Raw genomic sequence first — 14,540 nt, 5'->3', positions numbered from 1 at the left:
CGGGAACGGGATTCTTCCCTTGTACGATAGGCGCCGTAGTACGGGAGCTGTCAAACTACGAGGAAACTCGTACAATGGCCGCCATGACGACCGCCGCCGCGCACGCAGCGCCCGCCACCGGCAGCCGGACCCTCGCGCACCCCGACCGGGCCGAGATCCGGCTCGAAGCGGTGCTGCACGCGCTCTCCGACCCGATGCGCCTCGCGGTCGTGCGCGAGATGGCGTCCGCGCAGGGGAACGACTCGCCCGGCCTGTCCTGTTCCCACTTCGACCTGCCCGTCACGAAGTCCACGTCGACGCATCACTTCCGGGTGCTGCGCGAGAGCGGCGTGATCGAACAGGTCTACCGGGGCACGGCCAAGCTCAACGGGCTGCGCCGCGCTGATCTGGACGCGCTGTTCCCGGGGCTGCTGGACAGCATCCTGGCCGCGGCGAATGAGCAGGCGGAGCGCTTGGGGGAGGGCTTGCGGGAGGGCTGAGGGCCCGCGGGCTTCTCCAGGCGACGCGCGTGGGAGGTCCGAGGGGCCTCAGGTGCCCCGGGTGTGCCCTCGGGCGTCCCCGGCGTTCCGCGCCGCGCTCAGCAGCCCCTCCCAGTCGGCGATCTTGACGGAGTTGCGGCCGAGGGAGCGGCCCAGGGCCGCCTCCGCGCGTTCGATGGACTGCCAGCCGGTCCACTCCACGGGCTCGACCCCGGCGCTGACCAGCCCCGCCAGCGGATCCGACGCGACACGCTCCGGGCCGGGGAGCGCGGCCAGGTCGGCCGTCAGGGAGGCCACCGTCTCCTTGGCGCAGGGCCGGTTCGTGCCGATGACGCCGGTCGGGCCGCGCTTGATCCAGCCCGCGACGTACTCACCCGGCGAGACGAGCCCGCCGCGCAGGACGCGGCCCGCCGCCTGCGGCACCGTCCCGCGCGCCGCGTCGAACGGCAGCCCTTCGAGCGGCACCCCGCGATAGCCCACCGAGCGCAGCACCAGCTCGGCCCCGATCTCCTCGTACGCGCCGGTGCCGGTCACGCCGCCGAGCCCGTCCGGCCGGGTCCGTTCGAAGCGGACCGCGGCGACCCGGCCGTCGCCGCCCCCGACGATCTCGGCGGGCCGCAGGAAGAACCGCAGATGGATCCGGCGGGCGGCGCCCCGGCGCGGCGACTCCGCCCAGCCACGCAGCACCTCCACATTGCGCCGGACGGCGGCGGGCAGCGCGGCGGGGTCGCGGTACCCGGGGTCGAGCGCCAACTCGGCTCCGTCCACGCGGACTTCGGCGTCGGCGAGCCCGCCCAGCTCGCGCAGCTCCTTCGTGGTGAAGCGGGCCTGCGACGGGCCGCGCCGGCCCACCATGTACACGTCCCGCACCTCGCTCGCGGCCAGCGCTCCGAGCGCCGCCTGCGGCATGTCGGTCGGCGTCAGCTCGGCGGCGCCCCGGGCCAGGATGCGGACCACGTCCACCGCGACGTTCCCGACGCCGATCGCGACGGCCGTACGCACCCCTCGTACGAAACCGGCGTCGCGGGCGTCCGGATGCGCGCTGTACCAGGCCACGAAGTCGGTCGCGGAGCAGCTTCCGGGCAGGTCCTCACCGGGCACCCCGAGCCGCCGGTCCGCCGCGGCGCCGACGCAGTACACGACCGCGTCGTACAGCTCCAGGAGCTTCGCGGGCGGCAGCGCGGGGCCGACCTCGACGCCGCCGAGGAAGCGGACGCGCTCGTCCTGGAGCACCGTCCGCAGCGTGCCCTGCAAGGATTTGATCTTCTCGTGGTCGGGTGCGACACCGTACCTGACCAGGCCGTACGGGCACGGCAGCCGGTCGAGCACGTCGACCCGGACGCCGGGCAGACGCGCCTCGTTGACGAGGCTCTGGGCGGTGTAGACCCCGCTCGGCCCGGAACCGACCACGGCGATGTACGGCACGGGCGCTCCTTCCGCAGGTGCACTGCTTGTGCTGCTTGCTCTCAGCATGGCACCGGCGGAGGCGGCTGGGGAGGTTGCGGCAGCGTCCGCCTCGCGGGAGCGGGACGGCTTCAGGACATGTCGCGCATCCGGCTGATCTCCGTCGTCTGCTGCGCGATCACGTCGTCCGCCATCTCCTCGATCTGCACGTCGTTCCCCTGGCTCTTCACGTCGGTGGCCATGGTCACGGCGCCCTCGTGGTGCGTGATCATCAGCTCCAGGAACAGGGTGTCGAACGCCTTGCCGTGCGCGGCCCGCAACTTCTTCAGCTGCGCCTCGCTCGCCATCCCCGGCATCGCCTCGTGCCCGGCGTGCCCCTCCTGCCCCTCCCGCCCCGACGGGGTCTCCGCGCGACCGTGCTGTTTCAGCCAGCCGCGCATCGTCTCGACCTCGGGACCCTGGGCGGCGGAGATCCGCTCGGCGAGGCGCTTGAGCGGGCCCGACCGGGCCTGTCCGGGCGCGAGTTCGGTCATCTCCAGGGCCTGGCGGTGATGCTGGATCATCATCTGCGCGTAGCGGACGTCGGCCGAGTTCGGCTTGTCGTCGCCCCGGCGCTCCTGCGCGTCCCGCGCGGACAGCGTCTCCGCCGCCTCGCCCGGTCTGCCCGGAGCGATGACGGAAGGCCCGGTGCGGGTGGGGGAGCCGGCCCGGTCCGTGGCGTCGGAGTCGCCCGAGTCGCACGCGGTCAACCCCAGCGCGAGCGCCGCGAGCAGCGCGGGTGCGGCAACTTTCATGACGAGCTTGTTGCCATCTGTTGATCTGTGCATGATGACGACGATACTCGGGGGATTCGTGAACCGTTCACGTATCGCTGACGCTCATGTCAGTCGTCGTCAGCACCGTCAGTCAGGGAGACAACAGTGACCCTGTTGCAGGACTCCACCCGAACGCGTCGCAGACGCCTCGGAGTTGCCACGGCAGCCGCCGGACTCCTCGCGGCTCTCCTGGCCGCGGGCCCGGTGTCGGCCACGCCCGACCCGGGCGACCGCACCGCCGCGCCGAAGAACGTGTCGCAGAGCGCCGAGAACGAGGCCCGTGCGGCGATCGCCGCGGGCGAGATACCCGGCCAGGACGAGATCGTCCACTCCGGGAACATCCAGCACCTCACGAACATCCCGAAGGACGTGCTCCCGGGCTACAACACCGACCTCGCCTTCCAGGGCAGGTACGCCTTCGCCGGGAACTACGACGGCTTCCGCATCTACGACATCAGCGACCCGAAGGCGCCGAGGACCGTCTCGCAGGTCCTGTGCCCGGGCTCGCAGAACGACATCTCCGTCTCCGGGAACCTGCTGTTCCTGTCCACGGACAGCTCCCGCAGCGACAACTCCTGCGCCTCCACCACCCAGCCCGCGACCGAGAAGGCGTCGTGGGAGGGGATGAAGGTCTTCGACATCAGCGACAAGCGCAACCCGAAGTACGTCGCCGCCGTCGAGACCGCGTGCGGCTCGCACACGCACACCCTGGTGCCGGAGAAGAGGGACGTCTACATCTACGTCTCCTCGTACTCGCCGAGCGCGACGTTCCCGGACTGCCAGCCGCCGCACGACGGCATCTCCGTCATCAAGGTGCCGCGCAAGGCCCCGCAGAAGGCGGCCGTGGTCAACTTCCCCGTCCTCTTCCCGGGCGAGGGCCCGGACGGCGGCGGCAACCCGGGCGGTCCGGTCAACCCGGGCGTCTCCAAGACGACGGGCTGCCACGACATCACGGTGCTGCCCTCCGAGGACCTGGCCGCCGGTGCCTGCATGGGTGACGGCATCCTGTTCTCCATCAAGGACCCGGAGCGCCCGAAGGTCATCGACCAGGTCCAGGACAACGTCAACTTCGCGTTCTGGCACTCGGCGACCTTCAACCAGAAGGCGAACAAGGTCGTGTTCACGGACGAGCTGGGCGGCGGCGGCGCGGCCACCTGCAACGCCGCGATCGGCCCGGACCGCGGCGCGGACGGCATCTACGACATCGTCGGCAAGGGCGACAAGCGCAAGCTCGTCTTCCGCAGCTACTTCAAGATCCCGCGCCACCAGGCCGACACCGAGAACTGCGTCGCGCACAACGGCTCGCTGATCCCGGTCAAGGGCAAGGACCTCATGGTCCAGGCGTGGTACCAGGGCGGCGTCTCCGTCTGGGACTTCACGAACTCGGCGAAGCCGAAGGAGATCGGCTACTTCGAGCGCGGTCCGGTCTCCACCGACACGCTGACCCTCGGCGGCTCGTGGTCGGCGTACTACTACAACGGATACGTCTACTCCAACGACATCCAGAAGGGCTTCGACGTCCTGAAGATCAGCGACAAGCGGACGGATCCGGCCAAGCGGGTACGCGTGGACGAGCTCAACGTCCAGACCCAGCCGGACTACTTCGACTGAGATCCGGACGGATTCCCGGTGTCACCGGCCGGCCGCAACCGCTCGAAGTAGCGGGAGAAGTCGGCGGGCCGTGCATGGACCGGGTTCCCGTCGGGCGACGCGTCATCCCCGTCGCCCGGCGGGAACCCCCGCTCCCACGCCAGGTGGTAGCGGGTGAACAGCTCGGCGCGCAGCTCCCGCAGGGGCATCGGCACATTCGGCACGAGCATCGCGAACACCGCGCCCATCAGGACCGCGCGCAGCATCGGGTAGTCCCGGTCGACGTCGAGCGCGCCGTGGCGCACCACGGTGTCGCGCAGCAGCATCGCGAGCCGCTGCTGCTCGGGGCACTGCACGAACCCCTCGGCCTGGAGGATGCCCGCCATGTGCGTGCGCATCAGCACCGGTTGGTCACGGGCGAGGCCCAGGATCGCGTCGATGGCCCGCGCCAGGCGCTCGTCCCCGTCCTGGGTGCGCGGCTCGCTCTCCAGCGCCTCCTCGAGGCTGCGGTGCATCAGGCGGTGCACGGCGGACTGGAGCAACTGCCGTTTGCCGGGGAAGTAGTACGAGACCAGGCCGCGGGCCGAACCGGCGCGGTCCGCGATGTCGCCGAGGGTCGTCGCGTCGTACCCGCGCTCCCCGACGAGCTCCAACGTCGCCTGAAGGAGCCGTTCGCGCGAACGTCGGCGCAACTCCTCATTGACCGATGCGCTGCGGGGGGACATCCTTGACTCCTGCGTTGACTGGCTCCGAGCCAACTATACTCAGCGCGTCCCGGCTGCCGGCCTGTTGGGTGCGGTGCGCGCGGGGGAGCGGCCGTATTGGGCGACGCGGGGGATCGTCCAATACGGCCGACTCATACCTCCGGTCGGCCGGTCTCCGGACGGTGTCGGCGCCGCCCGGGGGCCGGCGCCCTTCGTTCAGCCGGCCCGCTCGCCGCCGACCAGCTCCAGCACTGGCCGCAGCCCGCCGGGCCGCTCCGCCACCGGCAGATGATCCACGAAGTGCACCGCGCAGCCCAGGGCCGCGGCACCGGCGTCCGCGTGCCGGTCGTCGCCGACCATCAGCGTGGAGCGCGGCGCGACACCGAGCGCCTCGCAGGCGGCTTCGAAGAGGCGCGGGTCGGGCTTCGTGACGCCGTACTGGTACGAAAGGACATACGCGTCCACGTACTCATCCAGGCCGTGCGCCGCGAAGACGGGGCGCGGGTCCCAGCCGATGTTGCTGACGACGCCCACCGGGACCCCGCGCTCGCGCAGCGCCGCGAGGACGTCGGGCGCGTCGGGGTAGGGGTGCCACGCCGCCGGGCGCATGTGGCGCTCGTACAGGACGTCGTAGAGCCGTTCGTCGGGGAGCGGCACCTCGCGGGCCAGCCCCGTGTACGCGGCCCGGTGGCGGCTCGCGTCCACGTCCCTGACGGCCATCAGCTCGGCGAGGTGCCCGGGTACGGCGACGTACGCCGCCGTGCCTCCGGGGACGGCCCCGACGTCGTGCAACTGCCGCGCCGCGCGCGCGAACTCGGCCTCCGGCAGCGTCAGCCCGAGTTCGTCCAGGCCCCCGCGGAGCCAGGACGCGGCGGACTCGATACGAAAGAGCGTCCCCGAGAAGTCGAAGAGCACGGCTTTGATCGTCATGCGGCTGATCCTGCTCGGCGGTGAAGTACGCGGTCAAGCACGGTTGTTCGGGGCGGGGGCGGTCCCGGGGCCCCGCCACTTCTCGTACACCGTCGTCGACGCAGCCACCGTCAGCGCTCCGAGCAGCCAGCCGCCCAGGACGTCCGAGGGCCAGTGGACCCCGAGCCAGAGGCGGGTCAGGCCCACGCCGAGGATCGAGAGCGTCGAGACGGTCAGGGCCGTGGCCCACAGGGCGGGGCCCGCGCCGTAGCGGTGGAGCAGCCACAGGGCGAGGCCGCACACGACCGTCGCCGTCATCGCGTGCCCGGAGGGGAACGCCGCGAAGTGGGCCGAGTCGACCGGGTCGGGCCAGACCGGGCGGGGGCGGCCGACGGCGGCCTTGAGCGTCTGCTGGACGAGGGAGCCGAGCGCGCAGGTCACGATGAGCCACGCGCCGAGCACCCGGTCGCGCAGCCGCCACACCACGAGCCCGGCGAGCACCGCGCAGCCGGCCCGCATCGTCCACGGGTCCCAGACCCAGTCCGACAGGATCCGGTTGGCCCGGGTGAGCCCCGGCTCGGCGACGGCGCCGCGGTGCAGCGTCCGCACGATGTCCGCGTCCAGACCCATCAGTGGGGACCAGCGCACCGCCACGAGGACGAGCAGCAGCACGCAGGCCAGGGTGAGCGCCGCCGTCAGCGGGGCGGACGGCCGGGGAGGGGAGTCGAGTCGCGCCGGGTACATATACGTGATCCTGACCCGACTTCGGCGGCGCACACTATCCCAACGCGCGCAATCCCGGCACGAACGTCACCAGGAGCGGCGCCAGCGGTACGAGCGCCGCCACCGCGGTCAGCCGCAGCCGGTGCACCGGGGACAGCCGGGACGGCGGCGTGAGCAGCCGGTGCACGCGCTGCGGAACGTGCGTGTGCGGCGTCGGACAGGGCCCGAACACGCCCCGGTCCTCGTTCAGTTCCACCAGCGCGAGCGCGATGGTGAGCCGCCCGAACCGGCGCGAGGCCACGTCGTCGGCGGCCAGCTCGACCAGGCGGTGCATCTCGTCCCGGAACGCCGCGAACACCGGCACCTGCGGAAACCCGCCCGCGAGCGCGCCCGAGCAGTGCAGCAGCCAGTCGTGCCGCCATCGCGCGTGCCCCATCTCGTGCGCGAGCACCGCATCGAGCTGATGCCCCTTCAGGCGACGCAACGCGGCCGTGGTGATGACCAGTTGGGGCGCAGGACCCGGCAGCCACCACGCGTCGGGCCGCTCGGCCTCGAGCACCACGAGCCGGTCCGAACCGGGCTCCTCGCCGGGCAACAGGGGCGAGCGCACCAGGAGTTCGCTCCGCCGCTGCTTGCGACGCGCCCGCGCCCGGCGCACCTCCCGTACCAGCATCGCGGCCGTCCACGCCCCGCCGAGCGCGAGCGCCACCGCGACTGTCGCCGCCCACGGCCCGGTGGTGCGCAGCGCATACGCGTCCACGACCCCGTGCGGCGCGGGCGCGAACAGCTGCCCGCGCACGGCCTGCCAGGCGGAGGCCGCGCTCAGCGCCATCGACAGCGCACAGCACAGGAGCACACCCGCGACGACGCACTGCCACGCCCAGAGCGCGACGATCGGCTCCCGCTCGGGCCAGTCGGCGCGCGCGAGCAGGCGCGGGGCGACGACAGCGAGAAGGGTGCCGAGCAGCAACAGCGCTACGGGGACCGTCATGGCCGTCAGCCTATGTAGCGGGGCGCGCACCGGGGTATGGCTCAGCGCCGCAAGTGATGTACGACACGGCTGGGGCGCGGCACCCTGTGCGGCGCCCAGCGCGGCGTCCTACATGGTGAGCAGCATCGCCAGCATCCCGATCCCCATCGACAGGCGGCAGGCACGCGCCAGCTCCGGCCGGTCGCCCCAGCCCGCCTGCACGGGGCCCGCGGTGACGGCGGGTACGAGCCGCGCCCCCGCCCACAGCACGTACACCGCGAAGTACACGAGGAGGAGCCCGGTGAGCGCCGGGGTGCCGGCCCCGCCGCCGTGGTGCGCGTGCGCCGGGGGGCGCCCCGCCATCTCCACCGCCATGTACGCCATGGCGCACGTGCCCACCAGGTGGTGCAGGTGGTGCCCCCCGCGCCGCGCCGCCCACAGGGCCGGCAGCGCGGCGGCGCCGAACACCACCGCGTACAGCAGCCACGCCCAGGACGGCGGCGTGAGCACCGCGGCCGGGACCGCCATCAGCGCCATCCCGAACCCCATCAGGGCCTCGCCGCCCGCCGTACGGCGCTGGTCCTCGACCTTGCTGCGCATGCGCAGCAGGCAGTACGCGCCGGTCGCCGCGCACAAGGCGACGAGCAGCCAGCCGGCCGACATCGGTCCGTGCACCCCGGGTCCCCCTCTTTCCACGTGGCCGCTGGAGGTTCTTCGTGGCTCTGAAGGAGATGCCCGTGCACGCGGGCGCGTAAGGCGGCGCAGGGAGGCACGCGCGAATCTTTTACGAGTAAAACACCTGTTAAGGTTTCACATATGAGCAGCACACCCCCACCCCTCGCCCCGAGCACCCCGAGGACCGTCACCGCCCGCCGACTCCCGCTCGCGGGGGTGCTGCGCCCGAACCGGCCGTCGGACATCTGGTTCAAACCGGCCACGAGCGTCGTCGCCTCTGCGGCGATACCCAACCTGACGCTGCTCGCCCTCGGCCGCCTCGACCTGATGATGTACACGATGGCCGGCAGCTTCTGCGCCCTGTACGGGCACAACCTGCCCTACGCGGCCCGGGCCCGCGCCCTCGCCGGAGTCGTGCTCGGGATGTGGCTGAGCGTCGCCGTCGCGCTCGTCGCGGCGTCGTTCCTCTCCTCGGCCGTGGCGCTCGTGGCCGTCGGCGCGCTGCTCGCCGCCGCGCAGAAGACACTCTGCGACGCCACCAGGATCGGTCCGCCCGGCCACCTGATCTTCACGTTCATCAGCTCCGCCTCGCTGTTCGCGCCGCAGAGCATCGGCCAGGTGCCGGGCCACCTGGCGCTCACCCTCGGCGCGGGCGCCGTCGCCTGGATCGTCGGCATGGCGCCCGTCCTCGTCCGCCCGCACGGCCCCGAGCGGCGCGCCACCGCCCGCGCCCTGAACGCGGCGGCCGCCTACGCCGAGCGCCCCGGGCACGCGCCCGCGCGCGGCGGCGCCGCCGCTGCCGTGCACGCCGCCTGGCAGTCCCTGCTCGCCACCGGGGCACGGACCGCCGCCCGCCGCGCCCTGGAGCGGCTCGTCGTCCGCGCGGAGGTCGCCATCGCCGCGCCGGGCGACACGGACGCCGCCCAGCTGCGCGCCTGGGCCGCCGGACTGCGCGGCACCGGCGCCGTACCGCGCCCTGCGCGCGTGGCAGGCATGGACGACGAACTCCTCGGCGTCGAGGCAGAGCTGGTCGGCGGCGGCGGGCCCTCCCTCTGGCGGCGCATCGGCCCCGGCTCGCCGCTGCTCCCGGTCGCCCTGCGCACCTTCGTCGGCTGCGCGCTCGCCGGGTACGCCTCGCTCGCCCTCGGTATCGGACGCCCGTACTGGGCCCTGGTCACCGCCGCCTCGCTCTACCAGGCCAACGTCACCCTCACCTGGAACCGCGGCGTCCAGCGCGTCGTCGGCAACCTCGCGGGCGTGCTCGTCTTCGCCGCCGTCGTCCCCCTCGCGCACCTCGCCCCGCTCGCCCTGGTGCTGTGCTGCATGGCGTTCAGCTTCGGCGCCGAGGCGCTCATCACCCGCAACTACTGGCTCGGCAGCCTGTGCGTGACGCCGATGGCGCTGCTCGTCACCGAGTTCGCCCGGTTCCAGGAGCCCGCCGAACTGATCACCGACCGGGTCGTGGACACGCTGGTCGGGGCGGTGCTCGGGGTCGTCGCCGCCGTCGTCGTGACGAACCGGCGCGCGGGCGACCACATCGAGAGGGCGCTCACCCGCGTCGACACGGCCCGCGAGAACGCCGAGCGCACCCTCGCCACCGCCGCGCCCGGCCCCGCCGCCCTGGAGACGGCCCGCCGCTCGCTGGTCGCCGCCCTGGTGGAGCTGCGGACCGCCCTGGACACCGCGGCGGGGGAGTGGTGGCAGCGGGCGCTGCCCGAGGAGCGGGTGGTCGCCGCCGAGCGGAGCGGACACCGTACGCTCGCGGCGACGGTCCGCCGCCAGGCCCCTGACCCCGCGGAGCCCGCCGTCGACGACACTGGTGACACGGCGGACGACCCGAGCGGCGCCCGCAACTGACGCCCCAGCTCCCAGCGGAAGGTCCGGGCAGGCAGCAATGAGCACGAGAGCCGAGACGGCGGCGGCCCGACCGCCCGACACCGTGTCGTCGGTCGTCCAGCAGTGGCAGGCCGTACGGCCCGACGTCGACACCGCGCCGATGGAGATCATCGGCCGTATCAACCGCTGCGCCGCGCTCCTCCAGCAGGCCGAGGACGCGCCCCTGCGCCACGCCGGACTGACCAGGCCCGAGTTCGACCTGCTCGGCACCCTGCGCCGGACGGGCCGCGAACTCACGCCGGGTGACCTGGCCCGCGAGACGTTCTCCTCGGGCGCGGCCGTCACCAAGCGGCTCAAGCAGCTCCAGGAGCGGGGCCTCGTCGCCCGGCGCGGCGACACCCGCGACCGGCGGGTGTCGCACCTGAGCCTCACCGAGGAGGGCCGTGCCCTCGTCGACGACATCCTGCCGCGCCAGCTCGCCTACGAGGCGACGGTCCTCGCCGGTCTCGACGGCGGCCGCGACACCGAACTCAGCACACTCCTGGGAGAGCTGCTCTCCCAGCTGGAGGGCCGCCTGGGCGGCCCACGCGTCTAAAAGGCCGTGCTCAGGAGTTGGCGGCCAGGTTGATCGGGAGATCCGGCTTCTCCGGTGCCATCGAGCGGCCGGCCACGTGGTCGGCCATCACCTTGTGGATCTCCTCCGGCGACAGATAGGCGTCCGTCATCTCGAAGTCCTTGAGCGTGGCGGGCCGGTTGCGCTGGAAGCCGGTGCGCACGAAATCGTCGCCCGCGAGCGCGTTGAGGCCCCAGTTCGCCGCCGTGCGGAAGCGGGCCGTGAGGGTCCGCAGCGCGCCCAGGTGGTAGCCGCGGGCCACGATCTGCGCGGGCAGCCCGGTGAGCTGCACGCCCATCGGCTTCGACACCGCCTGGATGCCGCCGAGGTCGACGACGAGCCCGAGGTCCTTGTGGCGGTAGGGCGTCAGCGGCGTCCCGCGCACCGCCGCGAGCACATTGCGGGCCGCCGCCCAGCCCTGCCGCATCGCGTGCTGCGCGGTCGGCGGGCAGATCGCGTCGCCGCCCTTGACCAGGTCCGGCACGGCGGCGGCGTCGCCGAGGGCGAAGACGCCGTCGAGGCCCGGCACGGTCAGCTCGGGCGTGACCACGAGGCGGCCCCGGTTGGTCTCCGCGCCCAGCGTCGCGACCAGCGGGCTCGGTGCGACGCCCGCCGTCCAGATGAGGGTGTGGCAGGGCAGCTCGCGCCCGTCGGTGAACGTCACCCGGTCCTCGGTGACCTTCGCGACGGAGACGCCGAGCGAGACGAGCACCCGCGCTGCTTCATGATCTCCATCGCCTTGTCGCCGAGGCGGGGGCCCAGCTCCGGCATCAGCTTCGGGGCGACGTCGATCAGGTGCCACTTGATCAGGTGGGGGTCGAGTCCGGGGTACCGCTTCACCGCCGACGTCGTCAGGCGCTGCAGGTACGCAGCCGTCTCGGTACCGGCGTACCCGCCGCCCACCACCACGAACTGCAGCCGCGCCTCCCGCTCGGCCGGGTCCGTGCTGGCCGCCGCGAGGTCCAGCTGCGAGATGACGTGGTCGCGGATCCAGGCCGCCTCGGCGAGCGTCTTGACGCCGACGGCGTGCTCGTCGATCCCGGGGATGTCGAACTGCCGGGTCACACTGCCCGGCGTGAGGACCAGATGGTCGTAGCGCTCGACGGTGCACTCACCGTTGATCTTCCGGACGATGACGGCCTTCGCCTTCGGGTCCACACCGATGGCACCGCCGGGAATGATGGAGGTGCGCCGCAGCATCCGGCGCAGCGGCACGGCGACCGACTGCGGGGTCAGCACACCGGACGCCACATGCGGCAGCAACGGCAGATACAGCTGATGGTCCATGGGACTGATGAGCTTCAGCACCGCCTCCCCGGGCTTCAGCTCCTTCTCCAGCTTGTGGGCGCACTCCATCCCGGCGAACCCACCGCCGATGATCAGAATCCGGGGCACGGTCGAGGTACGGGGAGCGGTCATGATCGGATCTCTCCTGGGCTGGACGGTGGACGGACAGGCGAGGAGCGTCGCCCCGGTCATGTATCCGGATCGGCGCCGCCGAATCCCCTGACTCTCCGCCATCGTGCGCCGCACCCCGCGTCGCCGCACGTCAGCGGCGCACGTCAGATGGACGGCCGGGAGCGGATCGGGTGGTCCTCCGGGACCTCCACCACACAGATCCGGGTGCCGTCCGGATCGGAGATCCACATCTCCCGCAGACCCCACGGCTCGGTCCGCGGCTCGCGCAGCACCGGCACGTCCCGCGCCGCCAGCTCCTCGTGCGCCGCGTCCACGTCCGCGACCTGGAGCCACAGCTGGAGACCGGGTGTCACGGGCGGTTCGGAGCGCCCCGCGACCTCCAGGAAACCGCCGCCGAGGAAGTACACCGTGCCCCGCTCGGGCCCGGTGCCGAACTCGCGGTACACAGCGAGCCCGAGCGCCTCCCCGTAGAACTGTCGCGACCGCTCGGGGTCGGCCGGCCTGATCAGAACCCTGCTGCTCAGTACGTGAACCATGGGGACGGAGAGTACTGCGACCGGGTTAACCTCGACGGCGCCGACAGACCCCTGCCCCGTACAGATCGGAGAGCCGCCCATGACCGCCGCCCCGCACCCCGCCACCGATGGCCTGAGCTTCCGCGAGGCCACCGAGGCCGACGTCGACGCGCTCGTCGCGCTCATCGAGTCGGCCTACCGCGGGGACGACAGCCGGGCCGGCTGGACGACGGAGGCGGACATCCTGGAGGGTCAGCGGACCGATCCGCAGGGCGTGCTCGATGTCGTCCGCCACGCGGACAGCCGCCTGCTGACCGTCGAGCGCGACGGCACCCTCGTGGCCTGCTGCCAGCTGGAGCACCGCGGGGACCACGCCTACTTCGGCATGTTCGCCGTCAGCCCCGCCCTCCAGGGTGCCGGGCTCGGCAAGGTCATCATCGCGGAGGCGGAACGGACGGCGCGCGAGGCGTGGGGCGTGCGCGAGATGCACATGACGGTGATCTCCGTGCGCGAGGAGCTGATCGCCTGGTACGAGCGGCGCGGCTACCGCCGTACGGGAAAGATGAGCCCCTTCCCGTACGGCGACGAGCGCTTCGGTATCCCGCAGCGCGCCGACCTGGAGTTCGAGCTGCTCACCAAGGAGCTGGGCTGAGCCCTATGCGGTGAAGCGGCCGGTGCGCTTGATCTCGGGATAGTCGGTGGTCGCCCCGTCCAGGCCGAGCGCGCGGACGAGCCGCAGGTCGTCCTGGGTGTTCACGACCCAGCCGATGATCCGCAGGTCGGCCTTGCGGGCGTGCTCCACGATCTCCTGGGTGAGGCGGCGGATGTTCAGGACGAGGGTGGTGGCGCCGACGGCGAGGGCCCGCTCGACGACGTTCGTGCCGTAGCGGCTGGCGACGAGCGCCGTACGCACCCCGGGCACGAGCCGCGCGATCTCCGCCACGGCCTCGTCGTGGAAGGAGATCACCTCGACGCGGTGCACGAGATCGCGGCGCAGCATGACCTCGGCGAGCGCGCGGGCGGCGGCCGTGTCCTTGATCTCCGCCTGCAGCGGGGCGCTCACCGCGTCGAGGACCTCCTCGAACACCGGCACCCGCTCACCGCGCCCCGCGTCCAGGGCCCGCAGCTCGTCGAGGGTCTTCTCGGCGATGGGGCCCTTGCCGTCCGTGGTGCGGTCCACGTCGGCGTCGTGCATGACGACGAGCGCGCCGTCCTTGCTGAGGTGCAGGTCCAGCTCGATCAGGTCGAGCCCCGCCCGTTCGGCGGCGACGAAGGAGCGCAGGGTGTTCTCGGGTTCGACGCCCATGGCTCCGCGATGCCCGATGGTGAGGAAGTTCAAGGTGGTCTCGCTTCCGTCGACAGCGGATCGGCTCCGGCCGAGCCTAACGGCCTGCCGATGCCCTGGTGCGGCTTCGGCGCGAGGGAGGGCGCGGGGCGCCGCGTGAGCGGACCCGGTCACTCGTTCGCGGGGCGGTACGTCCCCGGTTGACGGCGTGCCCGGGCGCCGGTCTCCTCGGTCACCGGCGGCGCAGGCGGGCCGACAGGTGGTGCTGCAACGGCTGTCCGACCGCCGCCAGCTCGTGGGTGAACTCCAGCGTGTCCGCGCCGTCCAGGACGTAGCGGCGCGTCGTCGCCTCCACCTTCTTCGCCGTCGGGGTGAGCGCCACGGAATCGGTCGCCAGGGTGACCGTGCCGTCGAAGGCGCGGCCCGCCGCGATCTCCGCGATGCCGGTCGGCTGGGTGATGAGCGCCTCGACGCGGCCGTCGGGCTGCAGCCGCCACCAGCCGCTCTCGCGCGCGGCGGGGCGCAGCGGCGCGTCGTCGTCGCCGAGCAGCCAGGCCCGCGCCTCGTACCGGAGGAAGGGGCGCCCGTCGTGCGTGAAGGTGA

The 14,540-nt window shown here is 72.8% G+C and carries 15 protein-coding genes and 1 pseudogene; 5 read left to right on the top strand and 11 right to left on the bottom strand.

Annotated elements, in window-relative coordinates; all coding sequences use genetic code 11:
* Positions 1-83: 83 nt before the first annotated feature.
* Positions 84-479: an ArsR/SmtB family transcription factor gene (locus N5I75_RS30255; RefSeq protein WP_476682658.1), complete on the top strand. Its 396-nt coding sequence runs from the start codon at positions 84-86 to the stop codon at positions 477-479.
* 48 nt (positions 480-527) lie between these two features.
* Here N5I75_RS30255 and N5I75_RS30250 read toward each other — a convergent pair whose 3' ends face one another.
* The gene (locus N5I75_RS30250) at positions 528-1,952 is read right to left on the bottom strand and encodes a ferredoxin--NADP reductase domain-containing protein (RefSeq protein WP_476682656.1); all 1,425 of its coding nucleotides are present in this window, start codon (positions 1,950-1,952) and stop codon (positions 528-530) included.
* A gap of 62 nt (positions 1,953-2,014) precedes the next feature.
* Positions 2,015-2,710 (bottom strand): DUF305 domain-containing protein, encoded by a 696-nt coding sequence (locus tag N5I75_RS30245; protein WP_476682654.1) that lies wholly within the window; start codon positions 2,708-2,710, stop codon positions 2,015-2,017.
* 93 nt (positions 2,711-2,803) lie between these two features.
* Between N5I75_RS30245 and N5I75_RS30240 the strand changes: the two genes are divergently transcribed.
* Positions 2,804-4,309 carry an LVIVD repeat-containing protein gene (locus tag N5I75_RS30240; RefSeq protein ID WP_476682652.1) on the top strand — a complete coding sequence of 502 codons (1,506 nt, stop codon included), beginning with the start codon at positions 2,804-2,806 and terminating at the stop codon, positions 4,307-4,309.
* Here N5I75_RS30240 and N5I75_RS30235 read toward each other — a convergent pair.
* From N5I75_RS30235 to N5I75_RS30215, 5 genes are all read right to left on the bottom strand, one after another.
* Positions 4,297-5,013, bottom strand: a complete 717-nt coding sequence (locus tag N5I75_RS30235; protein WP_476682650.1) for a TetR/AcrR family transcriptional regulator — start codon at positions 5,011-5,013, stop codon at positions 4,297-4,299. The genes N5I75_RS30240 and N5I75_RS30235 overlap by 13 nt on opposite strands.
* 195 nt (positions 5,014-5,208) lie before the next feature.
* Entirely contained in the window at positions 5,209-5,922 is a 714-nt protein-coding gene (locus tag N5I75_RS30230) for an HAD family hydrolase (protein WP_476682648.1), read from the bottom strand.
* A gap of 33 nt (positions 5,923-5,955) precedes the next feature.
* Positions 5,956-6,645, bottom strand: coding sequence for a phosphatase PAP2 family protein (locus N5I75_RS30225; RefSeq protein ID WP_476682646.1), 690 nt, complete (start codon positions 6,643-6,645; stop codon positions 5,956-5,958).
* Between the two features lie 34 nt (positions 6,646-6,679).
* Positions 6,680-7,615: a M56 family metallopeptidase gene (locus N5I75_RS30220; protein WP_476682644.1), complete on the bottom strand. Its 936-nt coding sequence runs from the start codon at positions 7,613-7,615 to the stop codon at positions 6,680-6,682.
* A gap of 108 nt (positions 7,616-7,723) precedes the next feature.
* Positions 7,724-8,269, bottom strand: a complete 546-nt coding sequence (locus N5I75_RS30215) for a DUF5134 domain-containing protein (protein ID WP_476682642.1) — start codon at positions 8,267-8,269, stop codon at positions 7,724-7,726.
* Positions 8,270-8,410: 141 nt separating this feature from the next.
* Here N5I75_RS30215 and N5I75_RS30210 point away from each other — a divergent pair, with 141 nt between their 5' ends.
* Positions 8,411-10,126 carry an FUSC family protein gene (locus N5I75_RS30210; RefSeq protein WP_476682640.1) on the top strand — a complete coding sequence of 572 codons (1,716 nt, stop codon included), beginning with the start codon at positions 8,411-8,413 and terminating at the stop codon, positions 10,124-10,126.
* A gap of 37 nt (positions 10,127-10,163) precedes the next feature.
* A complete protein-coding gene (locus N5I75_RS30205) occupies positions 10,164-10,700 on the top strand; it encodes a MarR family winged helix-turn-helix transcriptional regulator (RefSeq protein ID WP_476682638.1) in 537 nt (178 codons plus the stop codon).
* A gap of 10 nt (positions 10,701-10,710) precedes the next feature.
* Here the strand turns inward: N5I75_RS30205 and N5I75_RS30200 are convergent.
* Positions 10,711-12,137, bottom strand: a pseudogene (locus N5I75_RS30200) (NAD(P)/FAD-dependent oxidoreductase).
* A gap of 143 nt (positions 12,138-12,280) precedes the next feature.
* Positions 12,281-12,673 (bottom strand): VOC family protein, encoded by a 393-nt coding sequence (locus tag N5I75_RS30195; RefSeq protein ID WP_476682636.1) that lies wholly within the window; start codon positions 12,671-12,673, stop codon positions 12,281-12,283.
* 79 nt (positions 12,674-12,752) lie between these two features.
* Here N5I75_RS30195 and N5I75_RS30190 point away from each other — a divergent pair, with 79 nt between their 5' ends.
* Positions 12,753-13,304 carry a GNAT family N-acetyltransferase gene (locus tag N5I75_RS30190; protein ID WP_476682634.1) on the top strand — a complete coding sequence of 184 codons (552 nt, stop codon included), beginning with the start codon at positions 12,753-12,755 and terminating at the stop codon, positions 13,302-13,304.
* 3 nt (positions 13,305-13,307) lie between these two features.
* Here the strand turns inward: N5I75_RS30190 and N5I75_RS30185 are convergent, their stop codons facing one another.
* Positions 13,308-13,991 carry a glycerophosphodiester phosphodiesterase gene (locus N5I75_RS30185; RefSeq protein WP_476682632.1) on the bottom strand — a complete coding sequence of 228 codons (684 nt, stop codon included), beginning with the start codon at positions 13,989-13,991 and terminating at the stop codon, positions 13,308-13,310.
* A 178-nt stretch (positions 13,992-14,169) separates the two neighbouring features.
* Positions 14,170-14,540: heme-binding beta-barrel domain-containing protein (locus tag N5I75_RS30180; protein WP_476682630.1), on the bottom strand; the 371-nt coding region annotated here is incomplete at its 5' end.

It is taken from the genome of Streptomyces sp. R818 (assembly GCF_056172735.1).
The sequence above is the reverse complement of the archived record's forward strand: the minus strand, read 5'-3'. Positions and strand labels throughout refer to the sequence as shown.

Coding starts and splice junctions, on each gene's coding strand:
- N5I75_RS30255 (WP_476682658.1), top strand. CDS start 84: ATGACGACCGCCGCCGCGCACGCAGCGCCCGCCACCGGCAGCCGGACC.
- N5I75_RS30250 (WP_476682656.1), bottom strand. CDS start 1,952: ATGCTGAGAGCAAGCAGCACAAGCAGTGCACCTGCGGAAGGAGCGCCC.
- N5I75_RS30245 (WP_476682654.1), bottom strand. CDS start 2,710: ATGCACAGATCAACAGATGGCAACAAGCTCGTCATGAAAGTTGCCGCA.
- N5I75_RS30235 (WP_476682650.1), bottom strand. CDS start 5,013: ATGTCCCCCCGCAGCGCATCGGTCAATGAGGAGTTGCGCCGACGTTCG.
- N5I75_RS30230 (WP_476682648.1), bottom strand. CDS start 5,922: ATGACGATCAAAGCCGTGCTCTTCGACTTCTCGGGGACGCTCTTTCGT.
- N5I75_RS30225 (WP_476682646.1), bottom strand. CDS start 6,645: ATGTACCCGGCGCGACTCGACTCCCCTCCCCGGCCGTCCGCCCCGCTG.
- N5I75_RS30220 (WP_476682644.1), bottom strand. CDS start 7,615: ATGACGGTCCCCGTAGCGCTGTTGCTGCTCGGCACCCTTCTCGCTGTC.
- N5I75_RS30210 (WP_476682640.1), top strand. CDS start 8,411: ATGAGCAGCACACCCCCACCCCTCGCCCCGAGCACCCCGAGGACCGTC.
- N5I75_RS30205 (WP_476682638.1), top strand. CDS start 10,164: ATGAGCACGAGAGCCGAGACGGCGGCGGCCCGACCGCCCGACACCGTG.
- N5I75_RS30195 (WP_476682636.1), bottom strand. CDS start 12,673: ATGGTTCACGTACTGAGCAGCAGGGTTCTGATCAGGCCGGCCGACCCC.
- N5I75_RS30190 (WP_476682634.1), top strand. CDS start 12,753: ATGACCGCCGCCCCGCACCCCGCCACCGATGGCCTGAGCTTCCGCGAG.